The organism is Phnomibacter sp., from assembly GCF_036803085.1.
Taxonomy (GTDB): Bacteria; Bacteroidota; Bacteroidia; order Chitinophagales; family Chitinophagaceae; genus Phnomibacter.
Genome location: NZ_DAIRUZ010000002.1, coordinates 22748 through 40710 on the forward strand (window position 1 = coordinate 22748; position 17963 = coordinate 40710).

13 protein-coding genes are annotated in these 17963 nt (G+C 45.3%); 6 read left to right on the forward strand and 7 right to left on the reverse strand.

Annotation, left to right across the window (positions count from 1 at the left end; translation table 11 throughout):
* Positions 1 to 18 precede the first annotated feature (18 nt).
* A complete protein-coding gene (locus V7Q13_RS04015; protein ID WP_333799392.1) occupies positions 19 to 2484 on the reverse strand; it encodes a PKD domain-containing protein in 2466 nt (821 codons plus the stop codon).
* A gap of 489 nt (positions 2485 to 2973) precedes the next feature.
* Here V7Q13_RS04015 and uvrA point away from each other — a divergent pair, with 489 nt between their 5' ends.
* From uvrA to V7Q13_RS04035, 4 genes are all read left to right on the forward strand, one after another.
* Entirely contained in the window at positions 2974 to 5874 is a 2901-nt protein-coding gene (gene uvrA, locus V7Q13_RS04020) for an excinuclease ABC subunit UvrA (protein WP_333799393.1), read from the forward strand.
* A gap of 58 nt (positions 5875 to 5932) precedes the next feature.
* A complete protein-coding gene (locus tag V7Q13_RS04025) occupies positions 5933 to 6586 on the forward strand; it encodes a hypothetical protein (RefSeq protein WP_333799394.1) in 654 nt (217 codons plus the stop codon).
* 111 nt (positions 6587 to 6697) lie between these two features.
* Positions 6698 to 7249: a DUF4230 domain-containing protein gene (locus V7Q13_RS04030; protein WP_333799395.1), complete on the forward strand. Its 552-nt coding sequence runs from the start codon at positions 6698 to 6700 to the stop codon at positions 7247 to 7249.
* An 11-nt stretch (positions 7250 to 7260) separates the two neighbouring features.
* Positions 7261 to 8148: a hypothetical protein gene (locus V7Q13_RS04035; protein ID WP_333799396.1), complete on the forward strand. Its 888-nt coding sequence runs from the start codon at positions 7261 to 7263 to the stop codon at positions 8146 to 8148.
* Between the two features lie 101 nt (positions 8149 to 8249).
* Here V7Q13_RS04035 and V7Q13_RS04040 read toward each other — a convergent pair whose 3' ends face one another.
* Positions 8250 to 10556, reverse strand: a complete 2307-nt coding sequence (locus V7Q13_RS04040; RefSeq protein WP_333799397.1) for a tail fiber domain-containing protein — start codon at positions 10554 to 10556, stop codon at positions 8250 to 8252.
* Positions 10557 to 10643: 87 nt separating this feature from the next.
* Here V7Q13_RS04040 and V7Q13_RS04045 point away from each other — a divergent pair, with 87 nt between their 5' ends.
* Positions 10644 to 11447 (forward strand): LuxR C-terminal-related transcriptional regulator, encoded by an 804-nt coding sequence (locus tag V7Q13_RS04045; RefSeq protein ID WP_333799398.1) that lies wholly within the window; start codon positions 10644 to 10646, stop codon positions 11445 to 11447.
* 69 nt (positions 11448 to 11516) lie between these two features.
* Here the strand turns inward: V7Q13_RS04045 and V7Q13_RS04050 are convergent, their stop codons facing one another.
* The gene (locus tag V7Q13_RS04050) at positions 11517 to 12341 is read right to left on the reverse strand and encodes an alpha/beta fold hydrolase (RefSeq protein WP_333799399.1); all 825 of its coding nucleotides are present in this window, start codon (positions 12339 to 12341) and stop codon (positions 11517 to 11519) included.
* 56 nt (positions 12342 to 12397) lie between these two features.
* Positions 12398 to 12859, reverse strand: a complete 462-nt coding sequence (locus V7Q13_RS04055; RefSeq protein ID WP_333799400.1) for a GNAT family N-acetyltransferase — start codon at positions 12857 to 12859, stop codon at positions 12398 to 12400.
* Between the two features lie 100 nt (positions 12860 to 12959).
* On the opposite strand from V7Q13_RS04055, the gene V7Q13_RS04060 reads away from it, so the two are divergent.
* Positions 12960 to 14393 carry an ATP-binding cassette domain-containing protein gene (locus tag V7Q13_RS04060; RefSeq protein ID WP_333799401.1) on the forward strand — a complete coding sequence of 478 codons (1434 nt, stop codon included), beginning with the start codon at positions 12960 to 12962 and terminating at the stop codon, positions 14391 to 14393.
* A gap of 115 nt (positions 14394 to 14508) precedes the next feature.
* On the opposite strand, the gene V7Q13_RS04065 is transcribed toward V7Q13_RS04060, so the two are convergent.
* From V7Q13_RS04065 to V7Q13_RS04075, 3 genes are all read right to left on the reverse strand, one after another.
* Positions 14509 to 15786, reverse strand: a complete 1278-nt coding sequence (locus V7Q13_RS04065) for a replication-associated recombination protein A (RefSeq protein ID WP_333799402.1) — start codon at positions 15784 to 15786, stop codon at positions 14509 to 14511.
* 146 nt (positions 15787 to 15932) lie between these two features.
* Positions 15933 to 16883, reverse strand: a complete 951-nt coding sequence (locus V7Q13_RS04070; RefSeq protein ID WP_333799403.1) for a transglutaminase family protein — start codon at positions 16881 to 16883, stop codon at positions 15933 to 15935.
* 86 nt (positions 16884 to 16969) lie between these two features.
* On the reverse strand, positions 16970 to 17914 hold the full coding sequence (locus V7Q13_RS04075) for an alpha-E domain-containing protein (RefSeq protein ID WP_333799404.1): 945 nt from the start codon (positions 17912 to 17914) through the stop codon (positions 16970 to 16972).
* Positions 17915 to 17963 lie beyond the last annotated feature (49 nt).

Below are 17963 nucleotides of genomic sequence, written 5' to 3' on the forward strand. Positions count from 1 at the left end.
GGTGGTTAAATACATACGCTACCGAATCAACACACTCGTTCCTTTTTTGGTAATGATTTTTCCATCGAGGCCAATGCCTTCTACCATCCACACTACCGTTTGTGCAGGCATGGGCATGCCGCGGTGTGTGCCATCCCAACCGGGTTTGCTGTTTTGCGATTCAAACAGCAACTCACCCCAACGGCTGAATATGCGGAAGTATTTGATGGTAGCAACGCCCATGGGTACGGGACGCAAAAAATCATTGCGTCCATCGGCGTTGGGTGTAAAGGCATTGGGCACTTCAATATTGGCCTGCGACACAATTTGTACCAACATAGTATCTACGGTTTTACAACCACCAATAGTGGTGAGTACAATGGTATAATCCTGATCGGCCGCACCGGTAAAAATGGGTTTGTAAATATTGGCGTTGTTGAGCATCAACGCCGGCAGCCATTGAGCACTTACACCAATGTTGCGGGCATCCAATTGCAGTGGCACATTGCGTATAGCAAATGCTGCTGTGTAGCGTTGTGGTGTAGCAGGCCTTTCTACAACTAAATTTTTAGTAAGCGATTGTACCGGCGTGGGGCATTGTGCACTACTTACAGATAATGTAATGCTATATGTACCACTATTGGCAAACACCTTGGCATCTGGCGTACGCTTGTCTGACTCTTGCACATTGCCATAGCGCCAGCTGTACGTAATGGGCGAACCAATATTTTCATTGGTTTGATTGATTGGTACAAATGGTAAGCCAATGCAAGTAGTAACAGCATCAAATTGCGGCACAGGGTTGGGATACACCTGCACCGTAGCTACTGTACTATCAGCACATACATCATTACTATTCACCACCAGCTTTACCTGATAAGTACCTGCTGCAGGATAGCTGTAGCTCACATTGGTTGTAGTAGCCGTTGCTGCATTGCCATACTCCCAACGGTAGCGCATGGCACCTACGGCATTGCTACTATTGTTCGTAAATACAAACTGGTTACCTATTAAACATTGCGCAGCATTGGCCACAGCAAATGCTGCCTTGGGAATGCTGGCAATATCAATTACCTCATCGGGGGTGGTAGCACTGCAGCCAAACTCATCTTGCAAAAATGCCCGATACAAACCTGAAGTAGTTGGCTTGTATCGTTGGGTATTTTCTCCCGGCAGCACAACGCCATTTTTATACCATTGTATTTGCAATGCATTGTTCACCTCCAGCACGGCACTATCGCCACTGCCAATGCAATATTGTGGCTTGCCCAGCACCTGTAAGCTATTGCCCAGATTGCTGGCCGTTACTGTTACGGTATCTGTACTGATACAGCCACCTCCGGGGCTGCGTACCGTAAGCATGTAGTTGGTGGTAACGCCGGGTGTTGCAATCGGATTTGCTGCTGCCGGGTTTGATAATCCATCAGGTGGATTCCATTGATACAGTAAGCCAGGCCGGGCAGGTTCGCCCAAGCGTACGGGTGCAAGATTGCAGGATAAAGTATCGGGGCCGGCTACTGCAGCAAAATTCAGGTTGTCTTCCAACCTGGCCGTGAGTGTTTGCGGGCAACCGAAGCCTTCAAAGGGTTCGAGGCGCACCTGCAATACCGTGCCGGGCGGTGGTGGTGGCCGTAGCGTAATGGATTGGCCGGTACCAATTTGCTGCGTCATGTCGGCATTGAACCAGGTGTAGGTTTTAAAACCGAATGGAGCAGACACTGTTACTTCAGGATCTTTCGCACAAAAGGATGCTCCCGTAAACTCGCCACTGCAATCGGAAGCCACATCGATATAGGCGTAGCCAAAATGCCGGCGAAAGGTGCAATCTCCGGTGCGGAATGTGAGGCGAATGGTGCTGCCGGCATTGCCATCGAGATTGATGGTAACAGGTGTCCAATTTTTGCAATAGACAGGAGCGGTGCTCTGTGCTACCGGCGATTCGAAGAAGCCCGGCAATGTGGTGCCAAACGGGATGAAGGCAAAAGAAGCACATTCGATTTTTTCGCCCTTGGTAAGATTTTGCACTTCAATCTCCATGCGGGGTTGCTGTTGCTCTTCGTGGTTGGGGCCTTCAAACACCACGGCATAGTAATAGAGCAAACTGTAGGTATTTCTGTTGGCCGGAATGGTAAATTCGTAAGTGATAGCTTCGCCCTGGCCGCCGCCGGTATTGTTGCCAAGCATCACACAATAATCGCTGCCATTGGGGCTACGTGTCGGAAAATTACCAAACGGATCTATCCCGGCCCCGGAAGCAGGAATAATGGTATGTCGGCCATCAACCGGACCCGGCGTTTCTGTCAAATCAAAAACATTGACGCCACCCTGATCGAGCACACTTCCTGTGTAGCAGCGCCAGCCTTCGAGGGTTCCTTTTTCAAAATCGATATTGGGCGGGCAGGTTTGAGCATGAATAGCTAACTGTACAAGCATGCCAGCGCAGCAAAGCAGCCAGCGAAAGCTGTTGCTACACAACATGGATATAATACTACGAGGACTGCTCATATTTTGATGCGACAGATAGAATGGCTTTCTTTAGCTGGAGAACACGTAATGTACGCAAAAACATGTGCCAAAGGAAAGTGTGATGAGAGGAATGCTTTTGCAAGAATGAATAATTCAACTTGGCTCATGCCTGTGCTGGTGAAAAGCTTTTGCATGGATGGTTGCTCATTCCTGCACTTATGCAGAAGGGCTGCCGGGGCCGACGGGGTAGCCACGCCCTTGTGGCGGGGCCGTAGCGCAGCGAAGCCCACAGGCACCGGAACGGCTGCTGGGCTTTGTACAGGTGATGAGAGCCCCAAGGGAAATAAGGAATAGAGTGAGTAACGCTGTAACCATTGAATCGAAACCGTTGAACTTCCCTTCGACATCCTGAAAGTAAAAGGGGATGAGTGCTGCGGTGAACTTGTGAACGCTGGAACTTGTGAACTTTCAAACTCACTTTCTGCAACCTTTACTACTGCTGGTTGTTTTACATTCGCATCTCCAACTATGGCCAGCAAAAAAACTTCCCCCTCGGCTGCTGCGGCAGTCCATACCAACGACGTGATTGAGATTGTAGGTGCCCGGGAGCACAACCTCAAAAACATTGACCTGCGCATCCCTAAAAACAAACTGGTGGTGTTTACCGGGGTGAGTGGCAGCGGCAAATCGTCGCTGGCTTTTGATACCATTTACAACGAAGGCCAGCGCCGCTACATGGAAAGCTTTAGCGCCTATGCCCGCCAGTTTATGGGCGATATGGAACGCCCCGATGTAGACAAGATTACCGGCCTGAGCCCCGTGATTTCGATAGAGCAAAAAACCACCAACAAAAACCCACGCAGTACCGTGGGTACGGTCACGGAGATTTACGATTTCATGCGCCTGTTGTTTGCCCGTGCTGCCGATGCGTACAGCTACGAAACGGGCAAGCAAATGGTGAAGTTTAGCGAAGAAGAAATTGTAGAGAACATCAGCAGCAAGTATGCGAAGAAAAAAATAAGTCTGCTGGCGCCGATAGTGCGTGGCCGAAAGGGCCACTACCGGGAGCTGTTTGAAGACCTGCGCAAAAAAGGCTACCTGAAAGTGCGGGTAGATGGCGAAGTGAAAGACCTGGTGCCGAAGATGCAGGTGGACCGCTACAAAATTCACGACATTGAATTGGTGATAGACCGCCTGGCCGTAACGCCCGATATGAAAGTACGGCTGAGCCAGAGTGTGCAGAAAACACTGCAGCAAGGCAAGGGCCTGATGCAGGTGCTGGACAACGACACGGATAAAGTAACACAATACAGCAAAAGCCTGATGTGCGAAGACACGGGCATTAGCTACGACGAACCTTCGCCCAACTCTTTTTCGTTCAACAGCCCCTATGGTGCCTGCCCGCACTGCAAAGGCTTGGGCACGGTGTACACCATTGATATGGAAGCGGTGGTACCCGATGCCAGCATACCCATTGCCGAAGGCGGCATAGCGCCACTGGGCGAACAGCGGGATGCGTGGATTTACAAACAGGTGGAAGCACTGGCGAAGAAGCACAAAATCAATTTGAAAAAACCGGTTGGTGAACTCACGGAAGCTCAACTGAACATCATACTGCACGGCAGCGAAACGGCACATGAAGATTCATTGCTTGTAGTCCCGATAGCTATCGGGATTGAAGATGATGGTTTACCCAAACACAGCGGCGGCTATTACGACACGGTGTTTGAAGGTGTGGTGCCGATGATTAAGCGCTGGTTCAACAGCAGCAGCAGTGATAGCATTCGTGACTGGGCCGAAGGCTACATGAAGCTCGACACCTGCCCCACCTGCAACGGTGCCCGGTTGAAAAAAGAAAGCCTGTGGTTTAAAGTAGCGGGCAAAAACATTGCCGAACTCAGCAATATTGATTTGGATAAACTGGCCCTGTGGTTTGATGGCATTGAAACACAACTGAGCAACAAGCAAAATGCCATTGCCAAAGATGTGCTGAAAGAAATTCGGGAACGCCTGCAGTTCATGATTAATGTAGGCCTCACCTATCTCACTTTGAACCGCCCTACCAAAACGCTGAGCGGCGGCGAAAGCCAACGCATCCGGCTGGCTACACAAATCGGAAGTCAGTTACAGGGCATTACCTACATACTCGACGAGCCTTCCATTGGTTTGCACCAGCGGGACAACCACCGGCTGATTACAGCATTGCAACACCTGCGGGATATTGGCAACAGTGTGCTGGTAGTAGAGCATGATAAAGACATCATGCTGGCCAGCGATTTTCTGGTAGACATTGGCCCGAAAGCCGGACGGCATGGTGGCCGTGTAGTGGTAAGCGGCACACCGCAAGAGGTAATGCAAAACAGCAGCGAAACCGCCGACTTTTTGAGTGGTCAGCAAGCCATACCTGTGCCCGAACAGCGGCGCAAGGGCAATGGCAAAACCATTGAACTGAAAGGGGCCAGCGGACACACGTTGCAAAACGTTTCGGTGAAACTGCCGCTGGGTAAAATGATTGTGGTGAGTGGCGTAAGCGGCAGTGGCAAGAGCACTCTCATCAACGATACTTTGTATCCGCTGCTGAGCAATCATTCTTTTAAAGCCAGCCGAATGAGTGTGATGCCTTACAAGGCCATCAAAGGGCTGGAGCATATTGACAAAGTGATTGAAATAGACCAGAGCCCCATTGGCAGAACGCCTCGTAGCAACCCTGCTACCTACTGCGGTTTCTTTACCGAAATACGACAGTTGTTTGCCAGTGTGCCCGAAGCAAAAATCAGGGGCTATCAACCGGGGCGTTTTTCATTTAATGTAAAAGGCGGCCGCTGCGATGTATGTGAAGGTGGCGGTATGCGGGTGATTGAAATGAACTTTTTGCCCGACGTGTATGTGCCCTGCGAAAAATGCCAGGGCAAACGCTATAACCGCGAAACGCTGGAAATACGCTACAAAGGCAAGAGCATTGCCGATGTACTGGATATGACCGTGGAAGATGCCGTAGAATTTTTTCAGGCTGTGCCTTGGCTGTACCGAAAAATAAAAGTGTTGCAGGATGTGGGCTTGGGTTACATCACCTTGGGGCAAAGTGCCGTCACCCTAAGTGGCGGCGAAGCACAGCGGGTGAAGCTGGCCACAGAGCTCGGCAAAAAAGATACCGGCAAAACTTTTTATATACTGGATGAACCCACTACCGGCCTGCATTTTCAAGACATCAAAATGCTGCTGGATGTGCTGAACAAATTGGTAGACCGGGGCAATACGGTGCTGGTGATTGAGCACAACATGGATGTGATTAAAGTAGCAGACCACATCATCGACCTGGGCCCCGAAGGCGGCAGTGGTGGTGGCCGCATCTTATTTGAAGGCACGCCGGAAGAACTGGTAAAAGTAAAAGAAAGCCACACCGGCAAGTATTTGAAACTGGAGCTATAATTAGAAACAAGGCTTTTAAATAGGATAGTTTGTACCTACCTTGCTGCAAATTAGCCGCATGAAATACCTGTACACCCTACTCGCATCGGTTGCATTTTTAGTGGGCAATAGTCAGTCGGTGGGCATTGGCACACTTACACCAAATACCAGTGCTGTACTGGATTTGGGATCAGGCAACAAGCCGTTGATTATTCCAAGGCTTACCAATACACAAATGAATGCAGTAAGCAACGATGAATATGGTATGCTGGTGTACAACACCACACATCACCAGTTGTATGGATATATGCGGTTTAGCACCATCGTTTATAGTGGAAACACATTTGCATTAAACAGATGGCAACCAATTGCCACCGGACCGCAGATGATAGCATGGGGTACCATTGATAGTTTTGGTACAGAAAAAAATGGCAGTAATAATTTTGAAATTGCATTCGACGCTGTAAACAATTGGTACACATTAACTATGACTGGTCATCCATTTTATAGAGACAGCATGCTATTAATGATAACACCAGTTGGCAATGGCAGTTGGGATCAAACAGTGGCCATTGGAGAAATCATTGAAGGAAGCACACGTAGAGCCAGCATTAAATTTACCGATGTATCAAGGATTGCAGCCGGATGGTCGGCAACCTCGGCCCGCCGCAGAAGTTGGTTTTATTTCACCCTTTACAACATCAGGAAAAATCCCTACAATTTACCAGAATAAGCCGGATCATTGCTGCCAATTTGCTTCATAAATAATATCTACCTCTCAACTTAAAATTTATCTGGTGTGAAAACAATTGGCAATAATCTTCGCTTTCTTATATCAGCAGTTATGCTCATTGTAGCAGCTTTTTTTATTGGCAAATGGATGGGCACTCAAAAAGGTACGACCCGGTTAATTGAGAATTATGCTTTTGTAAAAAACATAGCCGAATTGGCAACTCTGGAAGTAAGTGGCACTACTACATACAAATCAACCAATGTAGATCAGCAAGCATCGTGGTGGAGTTCAGTGTCAGCATTTTTTACGGAGAAATCTGCTACCATTATGGTGCCCTACCAAGCCAAATATGGTGTAGATGTATCGAAAGATTCTATTACTATTTCACATCAAGACAGTGTACTCATTATTACATTTCCACCCGCAAAACTGCTGAGCTATGAGCTGCGCCTCGACCGCATGGAAACCAGCAATCGCAAGGGTTTATTGGTTTTTTCTGATGATGAGTTTTATACTGCTTTTCAACAACAGCTGTATGCGAAAAGCCGTACACAGCTTGAACAAAACCTCCGATACCTGCAGGCCAGTCGCGACAGAATTTGCGAGGTAATGAACCAATATGTGGCACCAACCGGATTAAAAGTGCAGTGTAAGTTTAAGTAACAGGTATTTACATGGAACAGTCACTCACCATTTTGTTTGAATACGGATTGCCCGACGACCGGCCTTTCTATGATTTAAGCGACCGCTTTTTCCAATTGTTTGACAAAAAGACCATTGGCGAATACGATGGCCATGAGATTGAAATGAACAATGCCGATGGCAGTTATTTCTTTTTCGGGCCCGATGCAAATGCCATTTTTGAAGCCATAGAACCCATACTGAAAGAATATGCATTTTTGAAAGGAGCCCGCATTATTATTCGTAACGGCGATGCCAAAGAGAATCTGCTCATCCGTGATTTTATTTTCAATGCACCTCCTGCAAAAGAGCCATCGCTGTTCAGCAATATGCACAGCATTAATCCCATACCAGATTGGGATGATGAACACTTTGCTGATTTGCGTAAATATCGCAGAGATGATGACGAAGGCGATGAGTGGAAACATCAAATGAAAGATGAACGTGCCGCTAACCTGTACAACCAGTGGCGGCAGGTGTATTCTTTGCTTCAGGCATTGGCCGCCAGTTTGCAAAAACCTGAAGCAAAACCTGGCGAAGAAACAGACGAACATCTTGCGTATGCCATCGAAAGCTTTGACGAACAGTTTATAGAAGACATGACTCACGAACTGCTAGACGACAGCATGATTATACCTGCTAAAATTCGAGGCGCCGAAGCAGCTGACATATATGTGCAACGTATGGAAAATGCAGCCATCATCCGCCAGATAGCTGCCGGCATTCAACAGTCTACTGCTAACATTGGTATGATGAAAGTAGCCAGCGATGAAGACATCGATTTGGTGCGTAATGAAATAGACAAATTCAGAGAACTGTTTAAAGAGTGGGTAGCGGGTTTTGAGAAAGATGAATTTGAAGATGAGTGGGGTTTGTTTTGAGTTGAGGGTTTTATTTCTCTTTCCAACAGTGCTGATTTGCAAATTATTGTTGTCTGCAAAAACCACTCTTAATATTCAACCAACATTTCTCAAGAGGGGAACTACTGTTTCATGTTCAAAGCCATTTGTTTTGCCAAAGCATTCACCATCTCTCTCAATGTTGCATTTTCTTCCATGAAGGCCGTTTTCAATAATTGAATTTCTTGTTTGAGTGATTCATTTTCTTTTATCAATTCTTCATATTTTCTGCTCCTTTTTTCCAAAGCTTGAATGGCAAGGGTATTAATACTTGTGAGATCGTGGGTATTGATGGTGGTATCGCTACCAATGGTACCATAGCCATCGCGGCCGAATGCTGCATAGAAATCTTGCGCCATAGGGCCGTAGTGGCGGTTTTGTTGCGCATTGTGGCCTTTCAGGTTCCAGGAACTAACAGGAACGACAACGAGTTTTTGCAACACTTCTTCTTCATTGGGCACTACAAAATTTTCCTTCAGGTTGGCATCGGAAGTAATGGTAGGAGCTACAGGAAGGTAAATGCCAACCACGGAACCGTTACCAATCGCAATAGAATTATCCCCCGCAAAAACGTTGTATCCAATGGCAATGCTATTATAAGTACACCATGCATTGCCCCCAATGGCAATGCTACCCTCGGCATGTGCCCGACTGTTTGTACCAATGGCAATTCCATAAGGAGCTTGCACTAAGACACTATTCGTAATGCTATCTCCAACCCTACTATTTTTTCCGATTGCAATGCCGAAGTTTCCTCTGTTTACAAATGCATTTCCTCCAATAGCAATAGTGCCCACATTAGCATTGCTCCAAGCCTGATAACCAACACATGTATTATCATTTCCTGTATTATAGTATCCTGCGTTAAATCCTAGATAAGTATTACGTGCACCAGTTACATTTTCATATCCAGTAAAATATCCAACACCAGTATTGTTGCTTCCCGTGGTGTTTTTGTAAAATGCGCCATTGCCAAAAAATGAATTGGCATTGCCAGCAGAATTTGATACACCAGCATAATGACCCATCATAGTATTTAAACTACCTGTGTTTGTGTTGCCGCCAGCCGAACGGCCTACAAAGGTGTTCTCACTTCCCGTGGTGCCAAATACACCTGCTTCGCGGCCTACAAAAGTGTTGAAGCTTCCTGTGGTATTGCTGTACCCTGCACCATTGCCAATAAAGGTATTACTGGAGCCGGTTGTATTGGCAAAGCCCGATGTGCGACCAAAGAAAGCATTGTTACTTCCAGTTGTATTTGTTTGGCCTGAGCCAGCGCCAACAAAGGCGTTTTCTGCACCGGTAGTATTGAATAAACCAGCCGCATGACCTATATACGTATTGAAGTTTGCGGTAGTGTTTCTTGATCCTGCGCCATTTCCAATTAAAGTATTTCCTGAACCGGTTGTATTGGCCAGGCCTGACCCTACACCAAAAAAAGAATTTTCGCCACCTGTTGTATTGGCGATGCCTGTACTATAGCCCACAAATGTATTGTTGGCACTGGTGGTTTGATACCCCGAACGCCAGCCTATAAAAGTATTGTTTACCAAATTGCTGCCAAGTAAACCTGCAGCAGTACCTATTATAACATTGTTTGATCCCGCTGTATTAACTGCACCAGCAGAGGCTCCAACAAAAACATTATCATTACCAGTAGTATTGCTTGTACCCGCTGCATTTCCAATAATGGTATTTGAAACACCAGTAGTATTTGCTAAACCAGCAGCAGACCCAACAAAAGTATGCGCTCCACCTGTCGTGTTTAACCTCCCTGCTGCTTGACCAATAAAAGTGTTATTTGTAGCAGTTGTATTAGAGAAACCAGCTTCTGTTCCAATAAAAGTATTAAAAGCACCAATGCTATTAAATTTTCCTGCGTGCTCACCCACAATAGTATTAGACTCGCCTGTAGTATTTCCCGCACCAGCTTCCGTCCCTATCACTGTATTTTTACTGCCGGTTGTATTAGAAAAGCCTGACGCATAGCCGATAAATAAGTTTCTTGAACCCGATGTAGTAGCATTTCCAGCCAAATTGCCAAAAAAGGTATTAGCGAAGCCATTAACCGAAACACCACCCTGACCGATTATAAAATTGTCGCCTTGTACCCTGGCAAATCTGGATCCTCGTAAATACAAAATACTATCCAAAAAAATATTGCCCATTACATTAATCCGCTTAAAACTACCGGTATCACTATTCACCTTGCCATCTTTGTTGATCACCATAATATTGTTGATGATAAGGCCACTGTCCAGTCGTACCATCCCCTTCACATCCAAAGGATATTGCGGGTTGGTGGTGCCTATGCCTACGTATTGGGCAGCCGTATTCAAAAAAGAAAAAGTAAGCACTACGGACAAAAGAAAGCTGATGATCGATCGCATAAAACTTTGTATTTTTCAAGACCGAAATACCCCTAAAAAAAGCATCGGCACAATAGCCCAATTGAGTCATTTTTAATAGTAGCATGTATGGCATTACCTGTAGCCCATTCTTATTGCGACCTTTTAAAACTGGCAAAGAACCATGAACTACTTGAGCCTTTAGATACACAAGAACTTATTGACCGCTTAGGCTTTCAAAACCTTTCACAACAGTCGCAGGCGCCGGTTTTATACATCGCCGACTATTCTAAAAACAAATACCTATATATTGATCCATCGGCTGAATTGATTTTAGGATTTAAGAACAGCTGGCTTGCAGATTCCGGACCATCTTTCTTTGTTTCACTAATGCATCCAGATGATTTTCACATCCTAAGCAAAAAAATCACTCCTGTAAATCTTCAGTTCTTAAAAACTTTTGTAAAAAAGGAATACGGATTATACTCCTTTACTATCAACTTTAGATTAAAAAGCTCAAACGGGACATACAGGAAATTTATTCAACGCCATAGCTATCCTGTAGTTGACAAATCCGGTATTCCAATAATCGTTGCCGGTTTTATCATTGATGTCACGCATTTCAAAAAAGACAATTCTATCATACATACGATTGAAAAAATAGCATCACCTACAATGCAAGCTGCTCCTGAACTCATTTACAAAAATGTGTACTTCCCAAGCAGTACCAAATCAGCGTTTAGTGAACGGGAGCTTGAAGTGTTGATGCTGATACTTGAAGGTTTAGGCAATAAGGTAATTGCAGACAAACTAAATATCAGTATACATACCATTCGGAATCACCGAAAAAGCCTGCTACGCAAGAGTGGCGCAAGTACCGTAACTGAACTTATCCGATATGCAATTGACAACGGACTTCTTGAATCAATTTGAACTAGTTTAGGATATTTAACATGCAGTGCCTTTCAAAAAAGGCCACGAATGTTTTTCCTAATCGGCGGACTAATTATCTATCAACACTTGCTTTGCAAAACGCAGCAATACATCATTGACGATCGCCGGTTGATCAATATTTACAAAATGGTTTGCATCTTTCACTAACATGACTTCTCCCTGAAATCTATTGCATTCGATATCATTCAAATAGTGAGGGTTCACAATGCTTTCCTCCTCACCAAATACTACTAAAACGACTCCTTTGAAATTCCTTAACTGTACAAATCCATCAGAAAATTGCCCAGCCAAATAGCTCTTTAAAATCAGGGATCGGAATGGAGATTTTACGCCAACATAATCTTTTAAAACCATTTTTTTAAAGGATGCCGGATGCCCTTTAAATACCTCGTTCAAAAACTTCTCAAATGCACCTATATCAACTTCGTCAGTAAACAAACAGGTAGCATCAACACTTTCAAGCATGATATCGGACAATCCTCGTTTATCTCCTGTAAATGAACTTCCAAATAAAAAGATCGCATTTGGACTAAGGTGATTCAACATTTCGATCACAAAGTTTGTACCCAACGAAAGACCACCCAAAATAAACTTATCTAATTGAAGCTGCATCACAGCATCTGCCATCAGTTTTCCAATACCAATCAACGTATAGTCTATATCAGGTTGCAAAGAAGCCTCGGATGCACCATGTGATGGCAAGTCAAAAGCAATTAACCGAAAAGCGTTGAGTGCTGGATTATTCAATTGAAACATCCAAGCTGAAACAGACTGAGAATTTCCATGGATAAATACAAGTGCCGGCCTATGAATCAAATCATTGTCCAGATAATGCAACCTGATTCCATTCACAATCAACGCTTTACTTTTCATAAAAGCTTGTCGTTTTAAAAAATAATATCCGTAAAATATTAACGATTAATGTAAAATTATAATCCCTTACCAAAACGTATCATGGGTATATGGCCAATGCCATCTTCATCGTACACATCGCCACATTGCGAAAAACCAAGCGACTCGTAGAATTTTTTGAGGTACAACTGAGCACCAATTTTAATGGGGCCTTCGCCATATAACAAAAACAAACGCTGAATGGATTCTTCCATCAGTTCTTTGCCCAATCCTTCGCCCCTTGCCTGTGGCGAAGTAACCACCCGGCCAATAGAAGGATACTCAGTATAAGAAACACCGGCCGGAACGATGCGGGTATAAGCAGCCAATAAATCCTCTTTATATCCCAGCAAATGATGACACAATTGATCCTTATCATCCATATCTAAGAACACACAATTTTGTTCTACTACAAACACTTCACTGCGCAATCGCAACAGTGCATACATTTCTGCAGCAGACAATGCATCAAATGTTTTGAATTTCCAACGAAGAGCCATAATCCAATTGTTTGTGTACAGGCATCAACACATGCTAATTAGCAAAGAAAGAATTGTAGTATGAAATCGGCAATTTTGCGAACAACTAATTCTGCAATCCATGCCTGCTGTGCTTTCACTTCAATCCTTTTCCATAGTTCGGGACGGGCATACCATTATACCTGCCTTCGACCTCAACCTGCAGGCAGGAGAACACCTCGCCATCACCGGCCCGTCGGGCAGTGGCAAAACCATGCTGGGACAAGCCATTTGCGGTGCCTTGCAGCACTTTGGCCACAAAGCCTTAGCTGCAGAGAAGCATCCGGTGTTTGTGTCGCAAATGCACCATTTTAAAAACAAATCCAATACCAGTGATATGTATTATCAGCAACGCTACAACAGTTGCGATGCCGATGATGCACTTACTGCCAGAGAATGGCTCGACAATATAGACAGCACAACACTGCAGCATATTGAGCAATTGTCTGTAGCACATGTATTGGATGAGCCACTTACGCATCTTTCCAATGGTGAACACAAAAAGATGCAACTGGTAAAAGCCCTGCAACAACACCCGGGCTTACTGGTGCTGGATCAGCCGTTTATTGGACTGGACGTGGCATCCCGCCAACACCTGCAAGGAATGCTGGAAACACTGGCCAACACTGGCGTAGCAATTGTGCTCATCAGCAGTGGCTATGATTTGCCAGCATGTATCACGCATGTATTACAATTGAGTAAAACAGCAACACCGGTTTACAGTAGTAAGGATGTATATCTACAAAACTTTCATCCGGTTGCGTTGCAAAATGACTTACAAGAGAAATTAGCACAACTGCAAAGTTTGTTACCAAAAGATATCAATACCAATCTTCATCCGGAAGCTTTGCACATGGAAAACGTGCAGGTGAGTTATGATGGCAAACCAGTATTGCAACACATCAACTGGACGGTGCAGCATGGCGAACGATGGTTGGTGTACGGCCCCAATGGTGCTGGCAAAAGCACGTTGCTCAGCCTCATCACCGCCGACCATCCGCAAGTGTATGCTAACAAAATTTACCTGTATGGCAAACGCCGCGGCAAGGGCGAAACCATTTGGGACATCAAAAAACAAATGGGTTTTGTATCGCCCGAATTGCACTTGTATTTTGAAACCACGGCTTCCGCTTTTGATACCGTCGCCAGTGGCTTGTTTGATACCATTGGTTTGTTCAGAAAGCTTTCGCCGGCACAAGAAGCAATGGTGCAGCAATGGCTGGCGCTGTTTGCTTTTAGCAACCGTGCACACAAATGGTTGCGCAGCTTTTCGGCCGGTGAGCAACGACTGCTGTTATTGGCCAGAGCCATGATTAAAAACCCACCCATGCTGGTGCTGGATGAACCCTGCCAGGGGCTTGATGAAACACAGGAAGCCAACATGCTGCAATGGATTTATGCCCTCTGCCTGCACTGCAACAAGACGCTGATTTTTATTACGCATTATCAACACAGCAAACCTGCTTGCATTACCAAAACCTTTCAGTTGAATAAAGGGAAAATGAATATTGAATAAGGAACAAAGAATGATAAATAAGGAATAAGAAAGTGTGGGGCAATTTTATGTTTGGATATTCTCGAATTTGTAAACAGGAATACTTCCAAAACAAAAACTAAAAACCCCAAACTTATTAATACCCATACTTCTCACCCCATCTCGATTTCAGAAACTTTCGCAGTTCTTCTTCCCGTGCATTTTTGCCGGGGTCGTACAGTTTGGTGCCCCGCAGTGCGTCCGGAAAATACTCTTGTGCAATAAAGTTGCCTTCGCCCATGTGTGAGTATTGGTATTCTTTTCCGTAGCCCAAATTTTTCATGAGCTTGGTTGGTGCATTGCGGATATGCAACGGCACAGGTTGATCGCCTGTTTTTTCTACCAATGCCAATGCTTCATCAATGGCCATATATGCCGCATTGCTCTTGGGCGATGATGCGAGGTAAGTACAACACTGGCCCAGTACAATCCGCCCTTCCGGATAACCGAGTTTGCGTACGGCATCGTAACAGGCATTGGCCATTACCATAGCGGTGGGGTTGGCATTGCCAATGTCTTCGCTGGCAAAAATGACCATGCGGCGGGCAATGAATTCAATGTCTTCGCCACCGGCAATCATGCGGGCCATCCAATACACGGCAGCATTCGGATCGCTGCCCCGCATACTCTTAATGAAGGCTGAAATAATATCGTAGTGTTGCTCTCCTTTTTTATCGTACAAAGCCACCCTGCTCTGAGCCGCATCCATCACTGCCTTGTCGGTAATGAGCAACTCGCCATTGCCAGTTTTGGATTGTAACGATTGTACGGTTATGTCGAGTAGATTGAGCAACTTTCGGCCATCACCAGCACTTATGCGAATCAGCGCTTCCGTTTCTTTCAGTTGAATCGGCAGCTCTTTCAGCACTTCATCTTTGCTGATGGCTATTTGCAACAGCTGCTCCAGTTCGCTTCGCTCCAATGCCTTCAGCACATACACCTGGCTTCTGCTAAGCAAGGCACTGTTTACTTCGAAAGAAGGATTTTCGGTAGTAGCGCCAATCAGGGTGATGATGCCTTTTTCTACCGCACCCAGCAATGCATCTTGCTGGCTTTTATTGAAGCGATGTATTTCATCAATAAACAAAATAGCACCGCGTTGTTTTTTGGCCACATCAATCACTTCCCGAATTTCTTTTACCCCACTGCTGATGGCAGAAAGCTGATAGAAAGGCAATTGTAAATGATGCGAAATCACATTGGCCAAAGTGGTTTTACCTACGCCGGGAGGTCCCCAGAAAATGATGGAATGAATATGCCCGTGCAGTAAGGCATTGCGAAGCACTGTGCCCTCGCCCACGATATGTTGCTGTCCCACAATTTCGTCGATGGTTTGCGGACGTAAACGTTCGGCAAGAGGTATGTTTGAAGACATGATTATTTATTGTTTGTAGTTTATAGTTCAGCAAGCCATGCAGTTTGACTCATTTTAAAGCTACCTAAAACTCGCAACAAGCAAACTGAAGGACATTGCAAACTGAAGAACAAAAAACCACAAACTAAAAACTTAAAACAAAAAATTTATTGCTGCTGTTGCTGGGCCTGCATCCAATCGTTTTGCCAGGGCTCCACTTCGTCTGATGATACCGTTTCGAGTTTTACTTCATTTACTTCTTCAAACACATGGCCATCTTCGTAGCCAACAGATACAAACACCGAAAGGGTTTGCCGGGCGATGCCTTTAAACGTACCCTTCACAGGTGAGCAATCATTAAAATCGCGGCCGGTTGCCAACACCACATGATAGCCATTTACCCATACGTTGTTGGTAGGGTCAATGCCTACCCAACCATCGCCGGGCGTATAAAATTCAACCCATGCATGGGTAGCACCTTCGCCACGCATGCCGCTTTTGTTGGGACAAATGTAGCCACTCACATAGCGGGCAGGAATGCCCAAGCTGCGCAGCATCTGCAATAGCACATGTGCAAAATCCTGGCACACACCACTTTTGTGTTGCAAAATTTCATCTATAGTAGTTTCAACAGATGTGATGCCCTTTTCATATTTGAAATGCCGGAAAATATATTCGCTGCAAGCCCATGCCATGTGGCGCACATGCTGCACCGGATTGGTAATACTTTGCACAATATCATTAATGCTTTCCTGCGCAGCAATTCGCTCCGGATCAGACAGCCGAAGCATTGAAATATCTGTGTCTATATGCTTACGTAAATCTGCAATCGTTATATCATCTTCTGGTGTTGCCGTTTTTTTCTCTATCGTTTCTACGGTTAGCCGGCTATCGATAGTCAGGCTTTGGTGCGGATGCAATACGGTAAAATCGCCGACTGTATTGCCAAAGTAATCGGCATAGGTAGCTACCACAGGATCGGATGTAATGAGCAATTCAAACTGGCGTATGTGCTGCGCCGGCGTAGCCAGCGGAAAAATGCGGATTTGACTAACGCTTTCCTTTACCGGTCGGTCGTACTGATACTGCGTAATATGATGAATTTGAAATACCGGCATGTGCTATATTGATGGCAATGCGCCGAAACTACAGGTATCAGCGGTTGCAGCAGCCTGATAATTATGCAGGCTGTTGATAATTAATACTAGGTATATGAAAAGAACAACCGCGAAAACTCTGCAGAAAAATCCCAGAGTTGATGGCGAATTTGCTTTACCAACTCTTTCAATTCCTGACCATTCATATTAGCAGTATCGGTAAACTCTACCATACTTTTCAAACGGCCAAAACGACGAATGATAACCGCAGCATCGGGATGTGGATTTTCTTCGAGCAGCGATTGCAGGTATTTTTCAATCCGCTTGAGACTGTAGATGACACTCCGTGGAAAATCAGCATTGAATATCACCTGGCATATTACCTGACGGCTGTGGTGTGAACCACGGTTGGTTTTGAGATACAGCTCGTAGCCCGACAACGCATACAGCAAACGCCTCCAGTATAGCAGGTTATCATTTTGCTCCAAATCGTACTGCATAGGGCTGAGGTAGGCATCAACCAAATCTACCGTTTGCAGGCTGCGTTCTATAAACTTACCGAGGTTCATAAATTCCCACCCCAGGCCACGGGGCATAGTGCTGTCAACAATGCCGTTATATAACAGGCAATGCTTTTCCAATTGGTCGAGCACTTTCAGTGTTTCTTCGCCTTTCAGTTTATTTACCAATCCTTCGTTGGTAATAAAATGATACATCGCATTTACCTGCTCCCACAATTCCTTTGTTACACGGTCTTGCGAGCCACGGGCATTTTCACGGGCCTTGCTCAGCAATACTTTCAGCGAGTTAATGTTGGCCGCATCCTGAATGACAAAGCGCAACAAATGCTGTGAATCTGCTTGCATGGTCACCCGTTCTTCTGCCGACAGCGAGGTGAAACTTTGCAACAAGGGGCCATAGCCCAGTGTGTCTCCTTCCCACGAATCGAAGCCAAGAATATAAAAATACCGGGTAGCCCTTGCCAGTCCGTCGGCCCGCTCCATATAGCGGTTCAGCCAAAACATATTGTCTGCAATTCTGCTTAGCATCATAAAAAACTATTTGATGTTTTTTGTTTTTGGTTTGCAGTTAATGGTTGAT